The organism is Phyllobacterium sp. 22552 (assembly GCF_052044585.1).
Lineage (GTDB): Bacteria > Pseudomonadota > Alphaproteobacteria > Rhizobiales > Rhizobiaceae > Phyllobacterium > Phyllobacterium ifriqiyense.
This window is the reverse complement of record NZ_JBQENG010000008.1, coordinates 173,596-192,935: the sequence shown is the minus strand read 5'-3', so window position 1 is coordinate 192,935 and position 19,340 is coordinate 173,596. Positions and strand designations below refer to the sequence as shown.

General features: G+C 57.7%; 18 protein-coding genes. 8 read left to right on the top strand and 10 right to left on the bottom strand.

The features are described 5' to 3' along the window. Positions 1-708: 708 nt before the first annotated feature. The 4 genes from ACTJI9_RS18930 to ACTJI9_RS18915 all read left to right on the top strand — a co-directional run bounded on the left by ACTJI9_RS18930 (position 709) and on the right by ACTJI9_RS18915 (position 4,132). On the top strand, positions 709-1,662 hold the full coding sequence (locus ACTJI9_RS18930) for an MBL fold metallo-hydrolase (protein ID WP_440810205.1): 954 nt from the start codon (positions 709-711) through the stop codon (positions 1,660-1,662). Positions 1,663-1,784: 122 nt separating this feature from the next. Beyond that, on the top strand, positions 1,785-2,537 hold the full coding sequence (locus ACTJI9_RS18925; protein ID WP_440810203.1) for an SDR family oxidoreductase: 753 nt from the start codon (positions 1,785-1,787) through the stop codon (positions 2,535-2,537). Between the two features lie 58 nt (positions 2,538-2,595). Continuing rightward, entirely contained in the window at positions 2,596-3,021 is a 426-nt protein-coding gene (locus ACTJI9_RS18920; protein WP_440810200.1) for a cupin domain-containing protein, read from the top strand. 70 nt (positions 3,022-3,091) lie between these two features. After that, on the top strand, positions 3,092-4,132 hold the full coding sequence (locus tag ACTJI9_RS18915) for a mechanosensitive ion channel family protein (protein ID WP_440810198.1): 1,041 nt from the start codon (positions 3,092-3,094) through the stop codon (positions 4,130-4,132). 376 nt (positions 4,133-4,508) lie between these two features. On the opposite strand, the gene ACTJI9_RS18910 is transcribed toward ACTJI9_RS18915, so the two are convergent. The 5 genes from ACTJI9_RS18910 to ACTJI9_RS18890 form a co-directional block, all read right to left on the bottom strand. Then, the gene (locus ACTJI9_RS18910) at positions 4,509-5,714 is read right to left on the bottom strand and encodes an NAD(P)/FAD-dependent oxidoreductase (protein ID WP_440810195.1); all 1,206 of its coding nucleotides are present in this window, start codon (positions 5,712-5,714) and stop codon (positions 4,509-4,511) included. Positions 5,715-5,828: 114 nt separating this feature from the next. After that, complete coding sequence (locus ACTJI9_RS18905) at positions 5,829-6,659, bottom strand: alpha/beta fold hydrolase (RefSeq protein ID WP_440810194.1); 831 nt, start codon at positions 6,657-6,659, stop codon at positions 5,829-5,831. Between the two features lie 411 nt (positions 6,660-7,070). Next, positions 7,071-8,021: a helix-turn-helix domain-containing protein gene (locus ACTJI9_RS18900; RefSeq protein ID WP_440810191.1), complete on the bottom strand. Its 951-nt coding sequence runs from the start codon at positions 8,019-8,021 to the stop codon at positions 7,071-7,073. Positions 8,022-8,469: 448 nt separating this feature from the next. Further along, on the bottom strand, positions 8,470-8,889 hold the full coding sequence (locus tag ACTJI9_RS18895) for a hypothetical protein (protein WP_440810190.1): 420 nt from the start codon (positions 8,887-8,889) through the stop codon (positions 8,470-8,472). Positions 8,890-8,902: 13 nt separating this feature from the next. Then, complete coding sequence (locus ACTJI9_RS18890) at positions 8,903-9,652, bottom strand: SDR family NAD(P)-dependent oxidoreductase (protein ID WP_440810188.1); 750 nt, start codon at positions 9,650-9,652, stop codon at positions 8,903-8,905. Between the two features lie 96 nt (positions 9,653-9,748). Between ACTJI9_RS18890 and ACTJI9_RS18885 the strand changes: the two genes are divergently transcribed. Next, positions 9,749-10,645: a LysR family transcriptional regulator gene (locus ACTJI9_RS18885; RefSeq protein ID WP_440810185.1), complete on the top strand. Its 897-nt coding sequence runs from the start codon at positions 9,749-9,751 to the stop codon at positions 10,643-10,645. A 333-nt stretch (positions 10,646-10,978) separates the two neighbouring features. On the opposite strand, the gene ACTJI9_RS18880 is transcribed toward ACTJI9_RS18885, so the two are convergent. From ACTJI9_RS18880 to ACTJI9_RS18860, 5 genes are all read right to left on the bottom strand, one after another. Continuing rightward, a complete protein-coding gene (locus tag ACTJI9_RS18880; RefSeq protein WP_440810182.1) occupies positions 10,979-11,497 on the bottom strand; it encodes a carbohydrate ABC transporter permease in 519 nt (172 codons plus the stop codon). Positions 11,498-11,978: 481 nt separating this feature from the next. Next, entirely contained in the window at positions 11,979-12,395 is a 417-nt protein-coding gene (locus ACTJI9_RS18875) for an organic hydroperoxide resistance protein (protein WP_440810180.1), read from the bottom strand. Between the two features lie 162 nt (positions 12,396-12,557). Next, positions 12,558-13,877: a sensor histidine kinase gene (locus ACTJI9_RS18870; protein WP_440810177.1), complete on the bottom strand. Its 1,320-nt coding sequence runs from the start codon at positions 13,875-13,877 to the stop codon at positions 12,558-12,560. Continuing rightward, positions 13,874-14,614 (bottom strand): response regulator, encoded by a 741-nt coding sequence (locus ACTJI9_RS18865; protein WP_440810174.1) that lies wholly within the window; start codon positions 14,612-14,614, stop codon positions 13,874-13,876. Before ACTJI9_RS18865 ends, ACTJI9_RS18870 begins: the two co-directional genes overlap by 4 nt. 100 nt (positions 14,615-14,714) lie before the next feature. Further along, the gene (locus tag ACTJI9_RS18860) at positions 14,715-15,758 is read right to left on the bottom strand and encodes an alpha/beta hydrolase (protein ID WP_440810173.1); all 1,044 of its coding nucleotides are present in this window, start codon (positions 15,756-15,758) and stop codon (positions 14,715-14,717) included. A gap of 321 nt (positions 15,759-16,079) precedes the next feature. Between ACTJI9_RS18860 and ACTJI9_RS18855 the strand changes: the two genes are divergently transcribed. From ACTJI9_RS18855 to ACTJI9_RS18845, 3 genes are all read left to right on the top strand, one after another. Next, on the top strand, positions 16,080-17,855 hold the full coding sequence (locus tag ACTJI9_RS18855) for a cytochrome c biogenesis protein DipZ (protein ID WP_440810170.1): 1,776 nt from the start codon (positions 16,080-16,082) through the stop codon (positions 17,853-17,855). A gap of 49 nt (positions 17,856-17,904) precedes the next feature. Continuing rightward, entirely contained in the window at positions 17,905-18,672 is a 768-nt protein-coding gene (locus ACTJI9_RS18850) for an alpha/beta hydrolase (RefSeq protein WP_440810168.1), read from the top strand. A gap of 71 nt (positions 18,673-18,743) precedes the next feature. After that, positions 18,744-19,142, top strand: coding sequence for a cupin domain-containing protein (locus tag ACTJI9_RS18845; RefSeq protein WP_440810166.1), 399 nt, complete (start codon positions 18,744-18,746; stop codon positions 19,140-19,142). Positions 19,143-19,340: the final 198 nt, after the last annotated feature.

Below are 19,340 nucleotides of genomic sequence, written 5' to 3'. Positions count from 1 at the left end.
TTGTCGGAAACGTTCCTTTGAAAATGCCGACAATAGGGTGATTTCCATCAATTTCGATTGTAGCCTAGAATTCTACAAACACACTTTGCAGCCTAACGGATCAGTAATCTCCGATGGTAGATATCAAAGACAACCCCTGTCGCCCATAATGCTGGCTGAGACTTGAAAAATCGCTGAGCTGGCGTTGGTTCATAAGAACCTCCAGGTCATCTCCCAACGCGTCCAATGTCAGTCTTAAGCATCCTTCCTAGCCTTGGGAACGGGTAGTGAAACGGTCGAAGAAAATGACTCCTGCTCATAAGGGCCCGCCTCAAATAGCATTTTTCCCCATTCTATGCGTTTAGCGACCGGCGCGTGATGCCCCTGCCAGAGCAAGATCAAGCGCATTACGCGAGTTCGTAACTTCTATCGATGGAGTGTCATTGATGTTCCCATCAAGCTGCTCTCGCGGCCGCATTCAACTGACCGGCGAAACTTCGGACTATTGCCGCATGCACATGCGTCGGCAGCAATCGCTCTACAGCGGCAGCAATCGTTCTGGCGCAGCCGCAAATCAGTTTCGATAGAACATCAGAGGACACACCAGCAGTGAGTGTGTCGCCAATAGCTAAAGACTTCACCGGCGACCGCGCTTCCAGTCTAGCTATAGCTAGGAAGAGTAAGCCACCCAGAATCTAGCACCACGATAGAACGCAGGAGTTTTCAAAGATGAACCAGATGATCAATAACTCTCAGGAGGCAAGCATGAAACTGGACAACACCTCACAAACCGGCAGACCGGGAACCGAAGAGCTGGTTCCGTCGCGCTACGCGCTGCAGATCGGCGAGATTGACGTGCTGGTGGTCAGCGATGGAGTGCTACCGCTTCCAACCGAAATGTTGGGACACAACGCCGCCCTGGCCGATCGGGAAACCTGGCTGGGCGACATGTTCCTGTCGAAGGACGCTTGCGACTGGGCGCTGAACGTAGTGGTGGTGCGCAGCGGCGCGCAGACCATACTCATCGACGCTGGACTAGGGTTAGATCCTGACTTGAACTTGCCGAAGGCCGGGCAGTTGGTCAGACGACTGGAGGCCGCCGGCATTGATCTTGGCTCGGTGACCGATATTGTGTTGACCCATATGCATATGGACCACGTTGGCGGATTGATCGTTGGCGGAGTGAAGGAGCAGCTGCGTCCGGATCTACGGATCCACGTGGCCGCCGCCGAGGTCAAATTCTGGGAGGCGCCCGATTTCTCCCGTGTGCACATGCCGGCGGGTTTCCCGGACGCGCTTCGGGCTGCCGCCAAACGGTTCGCGGAAGAATATCACAACAATCTGCGACTGTTCGATGAGGAATACGAGGTAGCGCCGGGAGTGGTCGTTACCCGCACCGGCGGCCACACCCCCGGCCACAGCATCGTGCGCCTGACCTCTGGCAACGATCGATTGATGTTCGCTGGTGACGCCGTGTTTACGGTCGGGTTCGACCACCCCGACTGGCACAACGGTTTCGAACACGACCCGGAGGAGGCTGCCCGCGTTCGGGTTCGGCTCTTGAAGGAGCTAGCAGCGACCGGCGAACTGCTAGTGGCCACGCATATGCCATTCCCGTCCACCGGCCACGTCGCGGTCGAAGGTGACGCCTTTCGTTGGGTCCCGATTGCCTGGGACTACTAACGCCACTTGAGTTGGGGCCGAGCCGGGACGTGTGCCCTTGAAGGTTATAACCGGTTCGGCCTTCCCCCTAATCCCTATCGAACGATGCACCCCATCCGGGAAGCTGCATATGGAGGTATTTTATGAAAATCGTGATCATTGGCGGAACCGGATTGATCGGCTCCAAGACTGCTGACCGCCTACGAAAGAAAGGGCATGAGGTCATTGCCGCTGCCCCCAAAACCGGTGTTAACACCCTGACGGGCGAGGGCTTGGCGGAAGTACTTGAGAATACAGAGGTGGTGATTGACCTCGCGAACTCGCCCTCCTTTGAGGATAAGGCCGTGCTCGAATTCTTTCAGACGGCGGGCCGGAACCTGATGGCCGCGGAAATGGATGCAGGCGTGAAACACCACATCGCGCTTTCCATCGTCGGCACCGATCGATTGCCGGATAGCGGCTATCTTCGAGCCAAGGTCGCCCAGGAAAAGATTATTCGGGAAGCCAACATTCCATACACGATCGTGCGTTCGACGCAGTTCATGGAGTTCCTCGGCGGCATCGCCCAAGAGGGCACGGTCGGGAATACCGCTCGCTTGTCGACGGGTTTCCTGCAGCCTATCGCATCCGACGACGTAGCTGATTTCGTAGCTGACGCAGCCCTTGCCGTACCAGCGAACGGCATCATCGAAATCTGCGGTCCCGAGCGAGCGCGCCTGTGTGATTTCGCCGCGCGCTACCTCAAGGCGATCGGAGATACCCGCAACGTTGTCGCTGATCCGCAGGCCCGGTATTTCGGAACCAGGTTGGAGGACGGGTCACTCGTCTCCGACAATCATCCTCGCATCGGCCGCATTGGCTTCGATGACTGGTTCGCAACAACACCGAGAAAATAAAGAGCACACGAGCCGTCTGCGAGGCGGTCGGTGCACCACTCACGAAAGGACGATAGACATGATCAAGTCATTGCATCTTGCCGTTGCGTTGACGGCTCTCCTATCAGGTGCGGCTCTTGCACATGATGCACCGGACAGTGGCGAGGGCGCGAAGATTACGGTGGTCTATGACCATGAATTGCCGAACGTTCCCGGCAAGAGCATGAAAGGCGTTCTCGTCGAATATGCTCCGGGCGGGTTCTCGGAGGGCCACACGCATCCAATATCCTCCTTCATCTACGCTACCGTTCTAGAAGGCGCGATCCGCAGTCAGGTTAATGACGGTCCCGTCGCTGTTTATAAGGCGGGTGAAAGCTTTTCGGAACTGCCAGGCGATCGCCACGGTCTAAGTGAAAACGCCAGCAAGACTCACCCGGCGAAGCTGCTTGCTGTCTTCGTGGTCGACACCGCTGAGCAGGAATTGGTCTTCCCGATCAAGAAATAGCCTATCAGGCCGGGCCAGCAGTGCTGCTGCCCGGCCATTCTTTGATGCAACCATAATCGGTGATACTGCCATGTTTGATGATGACATTTTCGTGCCGCTTGTTCTGGTCAACCTTCTTGGTATTGCCGGCATTATCGTTTGGCACATCCAGGGCGGCAACCGCCCGACGAGCCGCTTGCTCGTCCAGATACTGTCCTTTACCGGCATGAGCCTCGTGCTCTATATGGCAGGCATCGCACCTCATCGGCCGGACGGTCTCTATACGCAGGGCTTTGGTGCGCTCCTTTCCAAATCAGCCAGGATCTTGTGGTGGACCCATCTCGCCTGGGCGATCATCGGTTTCATCCAAATCTACTTCAGATTGAACCGCAAGCCACGCGAAGCGCGTCTCATCCAGGATATGGCCATAGCCGTCATCTATCTCGGCGTGGCGCTGTCCGTTATCGGTTTCGTCTTCGGCATGCCGGTCGGCACGTTGGTCACAACCTCGGGCGTCATAGCTGTTATTTTCGGCCTTGCGTTGCAGAATACGCTCGGAGACGTTTTTTCCGGCATCGCGCTGACACTCGGCAGGGCCTATGCAATAGGTGACTGGATCCAGCTGACCGACGGAACCGAGGGGCGCATCATCGAAACCAACTGGCGCTCCACCAATCTGCTGACCGTTACGCACAATGTCGTCGTGCTGCCGAACAGCATCCTGGCAAAGCAGGGCGTGACAAATCTCAGCCGTCCTGACGAGACCCATCAAATCGCGGTGCGTGTGCGCATCGCCGCAACGCAAACACCGCACCTTGTCGAAGAAGTCATGCGGTCCGTGCTACAATCCAGCGTCCTGATCATCAAAAATCCGCCGGCGGTCGTCGCCTTAAAAGCCATTGACGCCATCGCCATCGAAGTCGAATTGCAATTCCGCGTCGGCAGCGTTGCTGTTCGAACGCCCGCCAAGAACGAGATCGTCGACTTGATTTATGACCAATGCAAAGTACGGGGGCTTTCTCTGGCCATGCCTGCCGAAAGCCTCGCTTTCGTGCAAGCACCGATGGGCAACCAATATGCTGTCGTGAGTAACGACGCACTTATCTCGATCGATCTAGGTCGCCGCCCATAAAATCCTTCTCCACCGTTGCCCTATTCATAAAGCCGTAAGTTGAAGACAAGCATTGACTCCGAATACGTGTAAATCGAATTGAAGGCAGATCCTGAGGAGAGTTCAGCCATAGAAGAGCGCGCGATCCAGTCCAAGTTGATGATGCCCAACGGAGCGGCATAGCGCCGTGACGACCGCGGCAAGCGCGGACCGTGAACCGGTAGTAAACGTACTGTTTTCTGGATGGTTCGTTCCGGGCGGCGCTGACACGACCTTACAAGCGATCCCTCTCATGACCGACAGGAGAAGGCATCTACGTGATGAGGCGTGTTACGCGGTGGATCGGAATATAACGAGCTGCGCTCGTGCCATAGGCAGCTCGTGTTGTGTGATGCATTCAGAGCTTCGTTACATGCTCAGGATCAGCGGAGGCCAACGCAGCCGCGCGCTCAGGCTGCGGCGGATAGATCCAGACGGTGTTGATCTCCTGCTTGACCGCCTTCGCTTTCTTGCCCACCACCTCCACCTTACGGTCCCAGCCTCGGGTAAAGAGTGCTCCTGCATCGCCGAGGTCCAGGCAAGTGACATAGGCCTCCTGGTGGTATTGCCGTGTCGGTACCCCCAACAGTTCGGCGGCGGCATTGTTGCCCGCGAAGGCACCCATGCGGGTGGCGTGCTGGCACGACATCATTGCGTAGTTGCCGCAGTTATCGCAAGCGGCACGCGCTGCATCCCCGGTGGCGAAGACGCCAGGCACGGACGGCACACGCAAGCAACCGTCGACCAACAGCCGGTCGAACTTGTCGCGCTCGCCGGGGATTTTTGTGGTCAGCGGATTCGCGCGCATGCCTGCCGCCCAGATCACGGTCATGGTTTCGATATGCTCGCCGGTACTCAACGTAACACCTGACTTATCCAGCGATGAAACCCCGGCGTTTAGCCGCGTTTCCACGCCGAGCTTGCGCAGTGCTTCCTCAATGATCGGACGAGGACCTTCGCCCATATCGGGTGCGACAGCGCTGCTGCGATCAATGATAATAACGCGGGGATTGACGGTTGTGTCGAACAAGGACCTCAGTCGCGATGGCATTTCGGTCGCCGCCTCGATCCCTGTGAAACCGGCGCCGGCAACAACGATGGTGTTGCGCGCTGCCGAAGCCGGCATCTTCGCAAGCTCATGGAGGTGGCGATCGAGGGCAACAGCGTCATCGATGTTATCAATGCTGTAAGCGTATTTGGCAAGCCCGGGAATATTCGGGCGGAGCAGTCGACTACCAGTGGCAAGCACAAGACGATGGTACTGAAGGGATTTTCGTTCGTGCTTGGCATTGACGACGTCTACAGTACAGGCCTTGGGGTCGATTGCTTCGACGCTGCCCTGCACGTAGACGACATCGATGGCGTCAAATACATCCTGCAAAGGTGCCGTCAGGGTCTCGGGCTTTGGCTCGTAAAGCCGGGGGCGGATGACGAGCGTCGGTTCTGGGGACACCAGTGCAATTTCGAGCTCTTCGGGCGAAACGCCCTCGATATCGCGCAGGCGGGCTGCGGAAAGTGCGGCGTACATGCCGGCGAAGCCGGCGCCCACGATCACAAGTCTCATGTTATTTACTCCGTAATTTTGTAGTTTCAAAGGGTCGCGCGTCACCGTTGCCACTCCTGATTGGCGCGAGATGATCTGCAATCGATGGCGCGCGGATTGGTGAAGCGAAGTCGCTTAGGCGGTGATGAACGCCAGCACGTCAGCATTGATGACATCTGCATGGGTCGTGCACATCCCATGCGGCAGATTCTCGTAGACCTTCAGCGTCCCGGCCTGCAGGAGCTTCGCCGACAACAGAGCAGATGCGCCGATCGGGACGATCTGGTCGTCATCGCCATGCAACACAAGCGCCGGCACTGTGATGCTCTTCAGGTCCTCGGTGAAATCTGTTTCCGAGAATGCCTTGACGCCATCGTAATGCGCTTTCGCACCGCCCATCATACCTTGACGCCACCAGTTTGAGATGACCGCCTGCGAAGGCTGGGAACCCGGGCGGTTGTAACCGTAGAACGGGCCACTCGGAAAATCGCGATAGAACTGCGAACGGTTGGCGGCCATCTGGCTGCGCAATCCGTCGAATGCCTCGATCGGCAAGCCGCCGGGATTAGCCGCGGTCTTCAGCATCAATGGCGGCACAGCCGCAATCAGGATCAGTTTGGCAACGCGGCCCTTCCCGTAGCGTGCAACATACCGGGCTGCTTCACCGCCGCCGGTAGAGTGGCCGACGTGGATCGCGTTGCGAAGATCGAGGTGGTCGATCATTGCGGCAACGTCGGAAGCATAGTGATCCATGTCGTGACCGTCGCTCACCTGGCTAGACCGGCCATGACCGCGGCGATCATGAGCGATCACGCGAAAGCCCTTGCCGAGGAAGAAGAGCATTTGATTATCCCAATCGTCGGAGCTGAGCGGCCAGCCGTGGTGAAAGACTATCGGTTGAGCGGACTTCGGTCCCCAGTCCTTGTAGAAAAGTTGAACACCGTCGCTAGTTGTAATGGAGGTCATTGTGCTGATCCTTTTGTAGAATAATTGTTTCGTTGCCCGTCATCGATTCGAACGGATCGTTGCTGATATTGGGAACATGCAAGCCGTCACGGGTCGTTGCGATTGACCCCTGATCGGTCCCATCCCACACCATCCCCTGTTTTCACAGGCTCCATTGGCATGGATGCAATGGTGGTTTAGCGGAACAAGTCTCCCGCTGCGCCAGAGCGATTGGCGCCATTGCAGAGCGATTGCGGTTTAGCCGATGCGGCGCGGTTCATCGCAGCGTTCTGCCCGGCCATGACAGTCCGCAAGGCATGACCAACGCCATGCCAAGCGGATTGCGAAGCACGGTTGTGTGCCGATCCGATGGCGTGCAAGCAAAGAACGAGAGAGTCCCAAACCTGAGGCGGGGGCGACAGGAGATTGCGGTCAGCCGTGGCGGCGGCGCCAATCTGTCGGTGTTTCACCGGTCAATTTTCGGAATGCAGCTGCAAATGCAGTTTGCGAGGCATACCCGAGGGAAGCTGCGACCAACGCGATCGAATTTTGAGGATCACGTAGCATGTTTATGGCCTGCTCGAGTCGATATTGACGCAGCCAGTTGTGAGGCGAAAGCCCCGTGCTCTCCTTGAAAGCCCGACAGAAATGAAAACGCGACAGCCCGGAATCGGCAGCGAGGGCCGCAAGGGAGACGTCCGCGTCCGCGTCCGATCGCAATCGTTCGATGGCCCGGCGCAGAACGCTCGGCGCGAGGCCGCCGAGCGTCGGCTGATAGCTCGGTGCCTTGCCAGTGTGCGCAGCCAGCAGACGCGTGGCCAGAAGGTCAGTCAACTGCTGCCTGAACAGTGTATCCAATGCCGTATTGCCTTCTAAGACATCGGCCGCACTCAGGAGCAATCGGGATGTAATGTGGTCCGGATGCGCTGTTCGCTCCAGGAGGTCGGTCGGCGTGAAAGTATCGGTTTCGTCGGCAATGCGCGTCAGTGTCGCGCGGGGAAGATAGAGCTGAACGACATCTACCGGTTTTGGAATATCCCATCGGGAGCTTGATCCAGCGGGGATGATGATCACAACCCCGCGACGAAACGTCCCGCTCTCGATCGATCTTCCGGACCGCCGTTCCATGCGCTGTATCGCGCCGTTGTAAGCCATGATGACGTGATCCGTCATGGGCTCGACGACGTCATGCAACGCGTCGTGATGCCAATGGGCAATTGCGCCGCCGGACGGGTCTGCCGCTAGATGGACCGGCTCGGTCCCAAGAACGCGTGACATCTCGTTCGCAGGACTCCGGTTGATCTCCGGCATGTCGTGCCGATGCGCCTCGATTGTCTCAGCTGAAGAGCTCTCGGGAAGATCGCTGGGGGAAGACAGGCTCATGGATGCACGCTCTTTGGCTGGTGCTGCTTATGTGCGATGCCGGTAATAATCGCCGCATGATAGTACGTCCGTCTATGGCGGCCGACTTTGTCAGTCCTACTACGCATATATCCCCCAATATCGCGAGCGATTCCACAGTGCTTCCAGATATTCGCACGTTTCTTGTATCGAGGAAATATCACAAGTATTCGAGGTAAAATTTGCTGTTCAATAGAGGCTGCGCTCGCCATTCGACTTCGCTCCTAATCGTACCAGGGTTGCAGCGACGGGAGTCCAAGGCTGCATCATAATGTCCGCTCCGACATTGGTAGTGTTCAGAGAGCGATCGATGGTCGAGTTTGAGAGATTCCGACCTCGTGAAGCGGCGGGCGAATACGACAGTCGTGTCGAATTTGCCCTTGCCTCCCTGCGCTTAGCCAGTCTTCAATCGCTTCGCACAGGTTTGGCGTCATTTCTCCCGTGGTGGCAGGAAACTCTTGACCGTGGCGAGATCCGGCCACGGAAGCACCGTCTCGCCGGCAACGCGCCATTCACCACCCACCCGACGCAATCGCAACTCATAAAATGCCGGAGAAGCACGATCACCCATTTGACGATAGAGGACGGCTGTCGCCTCATCGCCGTGTTCCTCGATATGCAGCACCTTCTTCGCTGTCGACAGCGGCTTTTCACCGGCGTCGCGGCGGCTCCGGAACTCCGCGAACATCTCGTCCTTGGAGAACCGTGCAATCGCGCCTTCGGGTGTCAGGACAAGGAATCCAAGATCCTCCGTATAAAGGCTCTCCATCTCCTCCATCCGATAGTTGCTGCCGGTCTCTGCCAGGCGGTCGATGAAGGCAACGATTTCGGGATTATGTTGCAGATGCATCTTTTCACTCCTTTCAAGCTAAGGTCATACCGCCATCGACATGCAGCTCTACGCCATTGACGAAGCTACCCGCCTCGGAGGCGAGAAAGAGAGCGGCGCGAGCCAGTTCCTCGGGCTGTCCGAGACGGCCCGCCGGGATGATGGTAGCCAAATGGCGTTCGAGGGCCGGGCGATCGGCATCCGAAACCCCAAGCTTGCCGAGGATTGCGGTATCCACCGGTCCCGGGCTCAAGATATTGACGCGGATCTTTCGTGGCTTGAACTCGATCGCCCAGTTTTTTGCAAATGCGGCGATGGCGGCCTTGGAGCCTGCATAGACGGTATGATCCGGCAGAACTTTCGTCGCGGCCAGCGAGCTCGTGACAATGATATTGCCACCATCGCGGATCAGCGGCTCCATCGCTTGCACGCCAAAAAACACACCGCGCGTATTGGTGGCGAAGTGCCTGTCATAGTCTTCCGGTGTGACGTTGCCGGAAGCGGTAAGGTTGATGATCCCGGCATTGGCCATGTAGATGTCCAGGCTGCCAAACCGCCTCGTCACTATCTCTGCAAGCCTTTGATGGTGTTCAAGGTCGGCAACGTCACCAACGACGCCAACGACGCCGTTTCCGATTTCGTCCACCACCTGATCGACGACGTCCTGTCGCCGACCTGTGATGACGACCTGCGCGCCTTCCTTGGCAAACAGGCGCGCAGTCGCCTTGCCTATGCCGCTGTTGCCGCCGGTAATCACGGCAACCTTGTCTTTCAGATGTTGCATTGTTTATCTCCGTTTTCTGGTGAAACTGAGATAAACATGAGAGCCTTGCGCCATTAGATCACAGTCAGGCACATGAGCTGTGCCGGGGAGATGCAAATGCCAAATCTATTGGGTGAGACGTCGGGATTGATGGCGTTTGTGCGGACCGTTGAGGCCGGATCGTTCAGCGCCGCAGCACGCGATCTGAACACGACTCCATCGGCAGTCTCGAAGAGCGTTGCTCGGTTGGAAAAGAAAGTCGGAACACGGCTCTTTCTCCGCTCTACCCGTGCGCTCACCCTCACGCAGGACGGTCAGATTTTTTTCGAACGTGTGGCGCCGCTCCTGCGGGAACTCGATTCCAGCGACGATGCGATCCGGTCCCAGGCTGCGCCGTCTGGACGGTTGCGCATCAGCATGCCCGGAGAACTGGCACCCTTGCTGCTGCCTGGCCTGTTTGATCGCTTTGCAGCCACCTATCCGGACCTGTATCTCGATATCGGATTAACGGACCGTTTCGTCGATCTGATCAGGGAGGACTATGACGTGGTTTTGCGTGTCGGAGATCCCACACAGGGAGATCTCATTGTCCGTCACTTGGCAGATCTGCCGATGATAGTGGTCGCATCCTCGTCTTTCCTGAAGAGTTGGGGGAGGCCGGGATCCGCCGAGGCGCTGGCAGGCGTTCCGTTCGCTCGATTTATGTCCGGTGGCATGATAACGCCCTTGCGTTTGGCCGATGGAAGAACATTCATTCCCTCGGGGCGCGTTGACTGCGATTCCGGAACGGCATTGATCTACGCCGCGCGGAGCGGGCTTGGTGCGGCTTATCTTCTGAGATGTTTGGTCGCCCGAGAGCTGAATGACGGCATCTTGCTCGATCTCGCACCAGAAATCGCCCTGCCCAAGCTATCGTTCAATGCTCTGCATGCCTTCGGGCGCACCGTGCCCTTGCGGGTAAAGCTGTTCTGCGACTTCATAGCTAGCGAAGCCAAAGTCATTGCAGCGATCTGAGCTTCAAGACCGTTGGACGAGGCTATCTCTCGCTTGCGACTTCCTGGCACAAGCTGCGCACCGGTAATCCCCCCGCAAATTAATGGGCTTCAAAAGTAGAATTTTCTCAGCAATATGATCGAGGAGATTTTGATGAAGACGAGCAGATTTAGCGAACCGGAGCGAGACACCAACCTCTACGTTGGAGCCATTGCCGAACTTGATTTCATAAGAGTTGTCCGTGATGATCGGCACTATCCGGTTGATGGCTGACGAAAAGCGTGACAAGGCAAGCTTTTGCCAGCACCCGAACGAAATCAACGTGTTCAGTTTCGCGGGGTTGATGAGTGGCGTTCATAGTTGCACCCTCCGCTTCTTCGTGTACCAAAGCTGTCCGAAGCCCGTCAGCAAGGTGATAAGAAAGATGACGGAGGCGACTGCCGCGCCATAGCCAAAGTCATTCTCGATGAAGCCTTGCTGGTACAGCCATGTGCCTAGCACCTGGCTGCTGTTGTTGAGCCCACCAGCCGTCATGACCATCACTTCGTTGAATACCTGAAATGCCCCGGTAATCGTCACGATCACCATAAATCCCGTCATTTCGCGTGTGAGGGGCATAGTGATGTTCCATAGACGACGCCAACTGCCCGCCCCGTCCATGGTCGCTGCATCATAGAGTTCGCGTGGTATCTTCTGGATCGCTATTCCGAACAGCAGCGTCGAGTATCCAAAACCCTGCCATTGGCTCATGGCAATGATGGCAAAGATTGCCGTTTGCTCTTGGCCCATCCAGGCGCGCGACCAGCTCCCCAATCCAATTTGCGTCAGGGCCGAGTCGAGCAGGCCGATATCGGGCTGACGTTTGCACCTCATTGTGAGTCTTCTCGGGGGATGCAGGGACGCTCCTGCGCCGAACCAGATAATCTGGTTGGATCCCCATCTCTACCGCCTGGAAGGGAATAGAACCCACCTCCCAACAGGTAAATCTTGACCATCCTTGTCCAGGATTCCGCATTTGTTCAATTACAAAACCTGTCAGGAAACCTTCCTTTGAAAATGCCCATCATAGTGGATTCTAGACAAATCTAATTGTTTCCTGAATTCTACAATCACCAGTCGACCCGTGTAATAATGAAGCCGACAAACCCCGGCAGTGCAAGGGACCGTTCTGAAGGCGCTGTCTCCTCAGCACTGCCGGTTTTTCTACGTCAAAGACCAATAGCTGCGGCAAGCGCGGTCAGAGGAGATGGTTCCTGCGAGAACACGTCATAGACGCAGGACGCTGCAAAAACAGCCAGTGCCAGCATGCCAACAATCAGGCATTTCATCAAATACTCCGTTGATTGAAAGACTCTCAAACAAGCTTCAACTCGACCGCGATATTGCCACGCGTGGCCTTCGAATAGGGGCAGGTCTGGTGCGCTTCGTCGATCAGCGCGCGCGCAACATCGGCTTCAAGGCCCGGCAGGCTGATGTTCAATCGCGCTTGCAGGCCATAGGCGTCTCCGGTCATGCCCAGATCGACTTCCGCATCGATGGCGGTCTCGGCTGGCAACCGGACCTTGCGCTTGGTGGCCGCAAGGCCCAAGGCCCCGATGAAGCAGGCGGACCAACCGGCCGCGAAGAGCTGCTCGGGATTGGTGCCGGGCTTATCACTGCCCGGAGGTGAAAGCTTTACGTCAAGCTGCCCATCGTCGCTGCGCGCCGCGCCGTCGCGCCCGCCAGTGGTGTGGGTCTTGCCGCTATAGATTATCTTTTCGATGGTGGTCATCGGACATTCCTTCCTTCTGTCGCACGGGGCGACGTTGTTGACAGGAGCGTTTTGATGCCTCGACGTATCCGGCATATTTCCGGAAAAGGTGGAAATGTATCAAAGCATAGCAGCGGCCTGCCGGGTTACCCTTTCACACACAGTGCACCAAACGGGCATTCTTCAGGGCAGCGATATCTCTGCGGCGAGGCCTCCGCCGGGGCGGTTGTAGATCCTTACTGCGCCGCCAAGCGAGACGGCAAGCTGCTGAGCGATGGCCAGTCCAAGCCCCGTACCTCCGGTGTCGCGATTGCGCGAAGACTCAAGCCGGTAGAACGGTTGCATGGCGGCCTCCAGCTTGTCGTCTGGAATACCTGGCCCACGGTCGCTGACCATAATGCGGGTATTTCCCTCGCCAGTCCGTTTAACGCTGATCTCAACAGCTCCCGCAAATTTGAGGGCGTTGTCGATGAGGTTGGTCAGGATACGCCGCAACGCGTGCGGTTTGGTCACAGCCGTTCCCTGAACGATGCCTGCAACGGTGACCGCCTTTCCAATATCCTGATAGTCGTAGGCAATGCTGTCGATAAAGGACGACAGATCAATGCGAGATGTTTTCTCCCCATTACCGTGAGAACTACGCGCATAGGCGATTCCGTCCTGGACCAACCGTTCGATCTCCTGCAGGTCACTAACCAGCTTGTCCTTTTCCGGAGTATCGTCGGCCATGTCGGCGCGCAGGCGCATGCGCGTGATCGGCGTCTGCAGATCATGCGAGATCGCCGCGAGAATCTGCACGCGTTCTTCCAGGTAATGGGCGATACGATCGCGCATGGTGTTGAAGGCGCGCGCCGCATTGGCGACTTCGCTCGGCCCGCTCTCGCTTAATGGGAACCCCTTCCTGTTGGGATTAAGTGCATCGGCGGCGGCCGCGAGATCGCCAAGCGGGCGAACTGCCTGGCGCACCGCAAACCAGGTACATAGGATCAGCAGCGCCATCTGTGCGGCAAACACATATGGCAGCCAGTCTGCCAACGGCATGACGCCGCGCGGCGTCACGTCAATGGTTAGCGGTGCACCGTCTGAAAGCGTCAGATGGCCCTGAAGTCGCTTGCCGTCACCTGGAATGGCTTCAACGCGAATTGGAAACTTGTTGCCTGCCGCTTCCTCTATCCGTTCTGCAATCTCCGCTCCGCGGCCCGACATGTCAGGCACACCGGGAAGACCCGGCCCAAGAACAAGGCGGTAGTTGCCCCGGCTCAGGCGGTCCAGCCATTCTGCCCGCTCGCTTGGGGGTAGCCGGTCGATCACCGCGATCGACGTTGCCAGGTCACTTTCCAGCGTACCAAGCATGACGGCCTTGGCCGACATGTAGCGTTCGGCAAAAAGAATGCTGAACGAAAGGCTATAGGCGATCGTCAGTCCGGCAAACAGGATCAGGAAGAGACGGGAGCGTAGCGTGCCTGGCCACCAGCTGAAACGTGATTTGCCAGCCTCTCTCATGCCCTGGGCACCGAAATCTCGACTGGTACGGAGAACACATAGCCTTCGGCCCGCACAGTCTTGATGTAGGTCGGCTCGCGTGCATCGTCGCCTAGCCGCTGGCGTAGACGGCTCACCAGAAGGTCGATTGAGCGATCGAAAAGTTCGGCATCGCGGCCCTGCGTGAGGTTCAGGATCTGATCGCGGTTCAGTACGCGCTGCGGGTGATCAATGAACACCCGCAGCAGCCGGTATTCGGCACCACTAAGTGCGATCTCTGTTCCCTCCCCGTCGAGAAGATGCCGGCCAACAGTGTTGAGCCGCCAGTTGCCAAACGTCAGGATCTGGCCAGCCTCGCTGATCTGCAGGTTGGGCGGTAACATTCGCGTGCGCCGCAATACCGCCTTGATGCGGGCCAGTAGCTCACGCGCCGCGAAGGGCTTCGGCAGATAGTCGTCAGCGCCCATTTCAAGCCCGATGATCCGGTCCATCTCATCGTCGCGCGCTGTCAACATGACGACCGGCGTTGCCTTGTGCTTGCCGGCGCGAAGTTCCCGGCAAAGAACGAGCCCATCGTCACCCGGCATCATCACATCGAGCACGATCAGATCAACCGTGCCCGCGGCAAGAAAATTGCGCATCTGCCGGCCATCGGCGGCAACCGTGGTCCGAAGACCGTTCTTTTTCAGGTAGCTCGATACCAGTTCGCGAATTTCACGATCATCATCGACAATCAGAATGTGGTCGACATGTTCCATCTGTGGTCTTTCAAACAGTACCTGTTGGACGCGTTGCAGCCGTTATTTGCGCTTGTCGGCCGGCGCGAGTAAAGGGGTTTTCTCGCGACAACGCCGCCGTTCAGAATTTCGCGACATCAAGTATGGCCTGGGCGAACGCCGAAGGCGCTTCCTGGGGCAAATTATGCCCGACACCGCCTGTCACATTTCGGTGCTCGTATTGTCCGGAAAACTTCTTGGCGTAGAAGGATGGGTGGGGATGCGGCGCACAGTTCTCATCGCCTTCCATGGTGATCGCAGGAATGGTGATAATCGGCCCCATCGCCAGCTCCTTCTCGTAAGCGTCATATTTCGCTTCTCCTTCGGCAAGGCCGAGCCGCCAGCGATAATTATGGATGGTGATGTCCACATGGTCCGGATTATCGAATGCGGCAGCCGAGCGATCGAAGGTCGCATCGTCGAACTTCCAAGTTGGCGAAGCCGTCTGCCAGATCAGTTTTGCAAATTCGCGCGAGTTGGCGGCATAACCGAGCCGGCCGCGTTCGGTTGCGAAGTAGAACTGGTACCACCAGGAGAGTTCTGCCTTGGGCGGCAAAGGCTTCTTGTTGATCTCCTGACTGCCGATGAGGTAGCCACTGACCGAAACCATCGCCTTGCAGCGTTCAGGCCAGAGAACCGCCATGATGTTGACGGTGCGAGCGCCCCAATCATATCCGCCCAGGATTGCCTTTTCCACACCCAGTGCATCCATAAAGGCGATCATGTCTGCAGCCAACGCTGCCTGCTGGCCGTTACGCGGCGTCTCGTTCGAAAGGAAGCGGGTCGTACCATAGCCGCGCAGGTAGGGAATGATGACGCGGTAGCCTGCATCGGCCAGGATCGGTGCGACGTCAACATAGCTGTAAATGTCGTATGGCCAGCCGTGAATGAGCAGGACGACGGGACCATCCGCTGGGCCGGCTTCTGCGTATCCGATATCCAGCACGCCTGCCTTGATCTGCTTCAGCGCTGCGAAGGAGGTGCGCGCTACCGCGTTGGCAGAACCTGACGGTGCGCCGGACGACTGGGCATTGGCTATCGCGGCAATGCCCAATTCGGCGGCAGCCACAGTCATTGCGGCGATACCGAAGAAGCGGCGGCGCTGGTGGTTGAATTCAGGGGACATCGTTCTCTCCATCTCGAATGATCGTGATTGGAAGAAAGCCGGTCGGATGTATCCCCCATGTGTCCCGTCACGCCCGGAATTGAATACGGATGTAGCATCGGGCGTCCTCGATACGTTCTGATACAATTCGCCCCGCCTCATCCAAGCGGCCGCCGATGATTTGTGTCTCTCTGTCGTGAACCCGGCAGTTTGCTACACAGCGGTACACTTCTCATTGAAGCCGGACACATCCGGGATACGTCGTACCGACCAGATTGGCTCCGTTGCTGGTCGTGCCCATCGCCGTCCAGAACCCGATCAACCGGTTTCAAGGAAACGACGATGACTCTTCTCATCATTGCCTATTTCGGGGGAGCGCTGACAATCCTCAGCCCATGCATCCTTCCCATTCTCCCCTTCGTTTTTGCCCGTGCGGGGCAGCCTTTCATCCGCAGCACGCTGCCCATGCTGATCGGCATGAGTGTCACTTTCGCACTGGTCGCTACGCTTGCAGCGGTCGGTGGCAGTTGGGCGGTCCATGCCAATGAATATGGTCGCCTCGCCGCCCTCTTGCTGCTCGCACTCTTCGGGGTCAGCCTTTTGTCGCCACGCGTTGCAAGCGTCATCACCCAGCCGGTCGTTGACTTCGGCAATAGACTGCTGAACGCGTCGGGCAAACCCGGCTCCGAATCGACTGCCGCAAATTCCTTCATCCTCGGCGTTGCGACCGGGTTGCTGTGGGCACCCTGCGCCGGGCCGATCCTCGGTCTCGTGCTGACGGGTGCGGCATTGCAAGGCGCCAATCTCCAGACGACTTTTCTGCTAGTCGCTTATGCCGCAGGTGCCGCGACATCGCTTGCCATTGCCCTTCTTGTCGGGGGTAAGATTTTTGCCGGCATGAAGCGGTCGCTCGGCGTCAGCGAGCGTATTCGCCAGGTGCTGGGTGCTGCGGTACTGGCCGGAGTTGCCGTCATTGCCCTTGGCCTGGACACTGGCCTCTTGGCACGGCTTTCCTATGCGGGCACGGGCGCCTTCGAACAGACTGTGCTTGACCAACTACACGACAAGCCTGAAATCCAAACTTCATCCGAGGTTGCCAGCAACAGCACAGTGTCTGCTGTCGTCGATACAACACAGCCGTTCCGCAGCAATTTGCCTATCGAAGGCGCAGCACCATCGTTGAATGGCGCCGTCGAATGGCTGAACTCGCCGCCGCTGACGATAGAAGAGCTTCGCGGCAAGGTCGTTCTCATCGATTTCTGGACCTATTCCTGCATCAACTGCATTCGAACCGTTCCCTATGTCCGCGCCTGGGCCGAAAAGTACAAAGACCAGGGCCTGGTTGTCATCGGCGTGCATGCCCCGGAATTCGCCTTCGAAAAGAAGATCGACAATGTCAAAAAGGCGGTCGATGACTTCGAGATCGGCTATCCGGTTGCGATCGACAACGACTACAAGATCTGGCGCGCCTTCGAAAACAGCTACTGGCCGGCACACTACCTGATCGATGCCAAGGGTCAGATCCGCTACCATCATTTCGGTGAAGGCAACTATCGCCAGACCGAGCAGGCCATCCAGGACCTTTTACGCGAAGCCGGCAGCAAGATGGGCGCAACTGCACCAGTGACGCCAGACGCCAAAGGTGCCGAGACAAGCCCCGACCTCAAGAACGTCCGTTCCGGCGAAACCTATCTGGGCTACAAACGCGCCGCCAGCTTCGTCTCTCCGGAAGGCCTGCATGCTGATGCCGCTAATGCGTATTCCATCGACGAACCGGGCCTGAATGAATGGGGCCTCTCCGGAACATGGACAGTCGGCGCTGAACAGGCCGTGCTGGACCAGGCGGATGGCAGCATTGTCTACCGTTTCAGTGCTCGCGACCTGCATCTGGTCCTTGGACCCAGGGCCGCCGGCAAACCTATCCGCTTCCAGGTGACGATCGACGGCAAGCCTCCCGGAACCAGCCATGGCGCCGATACCGATGCTGACGGCTACGGCACGGTGACCTCAACAAAACTCTACCAGCTCGTCCGCCAGTCCGGCGACGTAGAGGAACGAACGTTCGAAATCCGTTTCCTCGATCCCGACGTCGAAGCCTACGCCTTCACCTTCGGCTGAAACCTCATCTCCCTTACCCAACCACCCACAAACGACAGGAGTCATACCCATGAACCGTCACTACATCTCGACCCTCGCTCTCGCCTTCGCCACGAGCGTGATTGCCTTCGCCGCACAGGCCGCCGAAGTCAAAAATATCGTCATCGTCCATGGCGCACTTGCCGATGGTTCGGGCTGGCGCAAGGCATCGGATATCCTCGTTCAACGCGGCTTCAACGTCACGATCGTACAAGAGCCGATCACGTCGCTTGCCGACGATATCGCAGCCACCAATCGCGTGCTCGACCTACAGGACGGCCCGACGCTTCTCGTCGGTCACAGCTATGGCGGCATGGTGATCACCGAAGCGGGCCACAGCCCTGTTGTCGCGGGCCTCGTCTACGTGGCAGCTTTCCAGCCGGACAAGGGGGAAAGCCTGCTCAGCCTCGCAAGCTCAAAGCGGGCTGGTGGCATGAATATCCGCGAAACGAAGGACGGGAAATATCTCTATCTCGACCCCGCCGCCTTCGCGAACGACTTCGCCGCGGACCTGCCGAAAGACGACGCGGCGTTTCTGGCAAGGTCGCAGGTCTTCGCCTCGAAGGACGCTTTCACCGAAAAGATCGGCGATCCCGCCTGGAAGACGAAGCAGAGCTGGTCAATTGTTGCAACCGAAGACCGCTCGATCAATCCCGAACTGGAACGTGAGATGGCCAAGCGCGCCGGCAGCGTTGTGACCGAGATCAAGGCAAGCCACGCCGTCTTCGCGTCGCAAGCTGAGAAAGTTGCCGACGTCATCGAGACAGCGGCGCGGCACGTTGGCACACAGAGCAAGTAAGCGCCTCTGCCGCGTTCACGATTTCCTCCCATTCTTTATTCCTTCTTCAACCATCCCGAAAGGACACAGTCATGAAACCGATCAACGCATTTGCCGCAGCCCTCCTGTTTCTCATGAGCGCGATAACGTCGTTGCAGGCGTTCGCCGATGAACCACTGCGACGGACGGATCTCATCAGGAGCGATCTCAACGTGGCCGGCCACGAAGTCATCCAGGTCCGTGTCGATTTTCTCCCGGGTGTTCTGGCCGCCAGGCATTCCCACCCTGGTGAAGAGATCGCCTATGTGATCGAAGGAACGCTCGAGTATAAATTGGACGGACACGAGCCGGTCACGCTTTCCGCCGGTCAATCACTCTTCATTCCCACAGGTGTTGTTCACTCGGCGGAAAATGTAGGCCCCGGCAAAGCCTCGGAGCTTGCCACCTATATCGTCCGGAAAGGCCAGGCCCTGGTCGTACCCTCAAAATAACAAATCGGCAGGCAACAGGCGCAGGGAGCGGTGGCGCTGCCTGCGCCTGTTGGCACCGTCCAGGATACGACAGCAATCGCCACTTGGCATCGCCAGAACACTTTCGCCAAAAATTTCCTCTGGATCGATAAGACGAGATTTGCCTTAGCGAGGCCGTATCGCGCTTAAGGCGCGTCGCAAGCACATTCGATCAAGCAA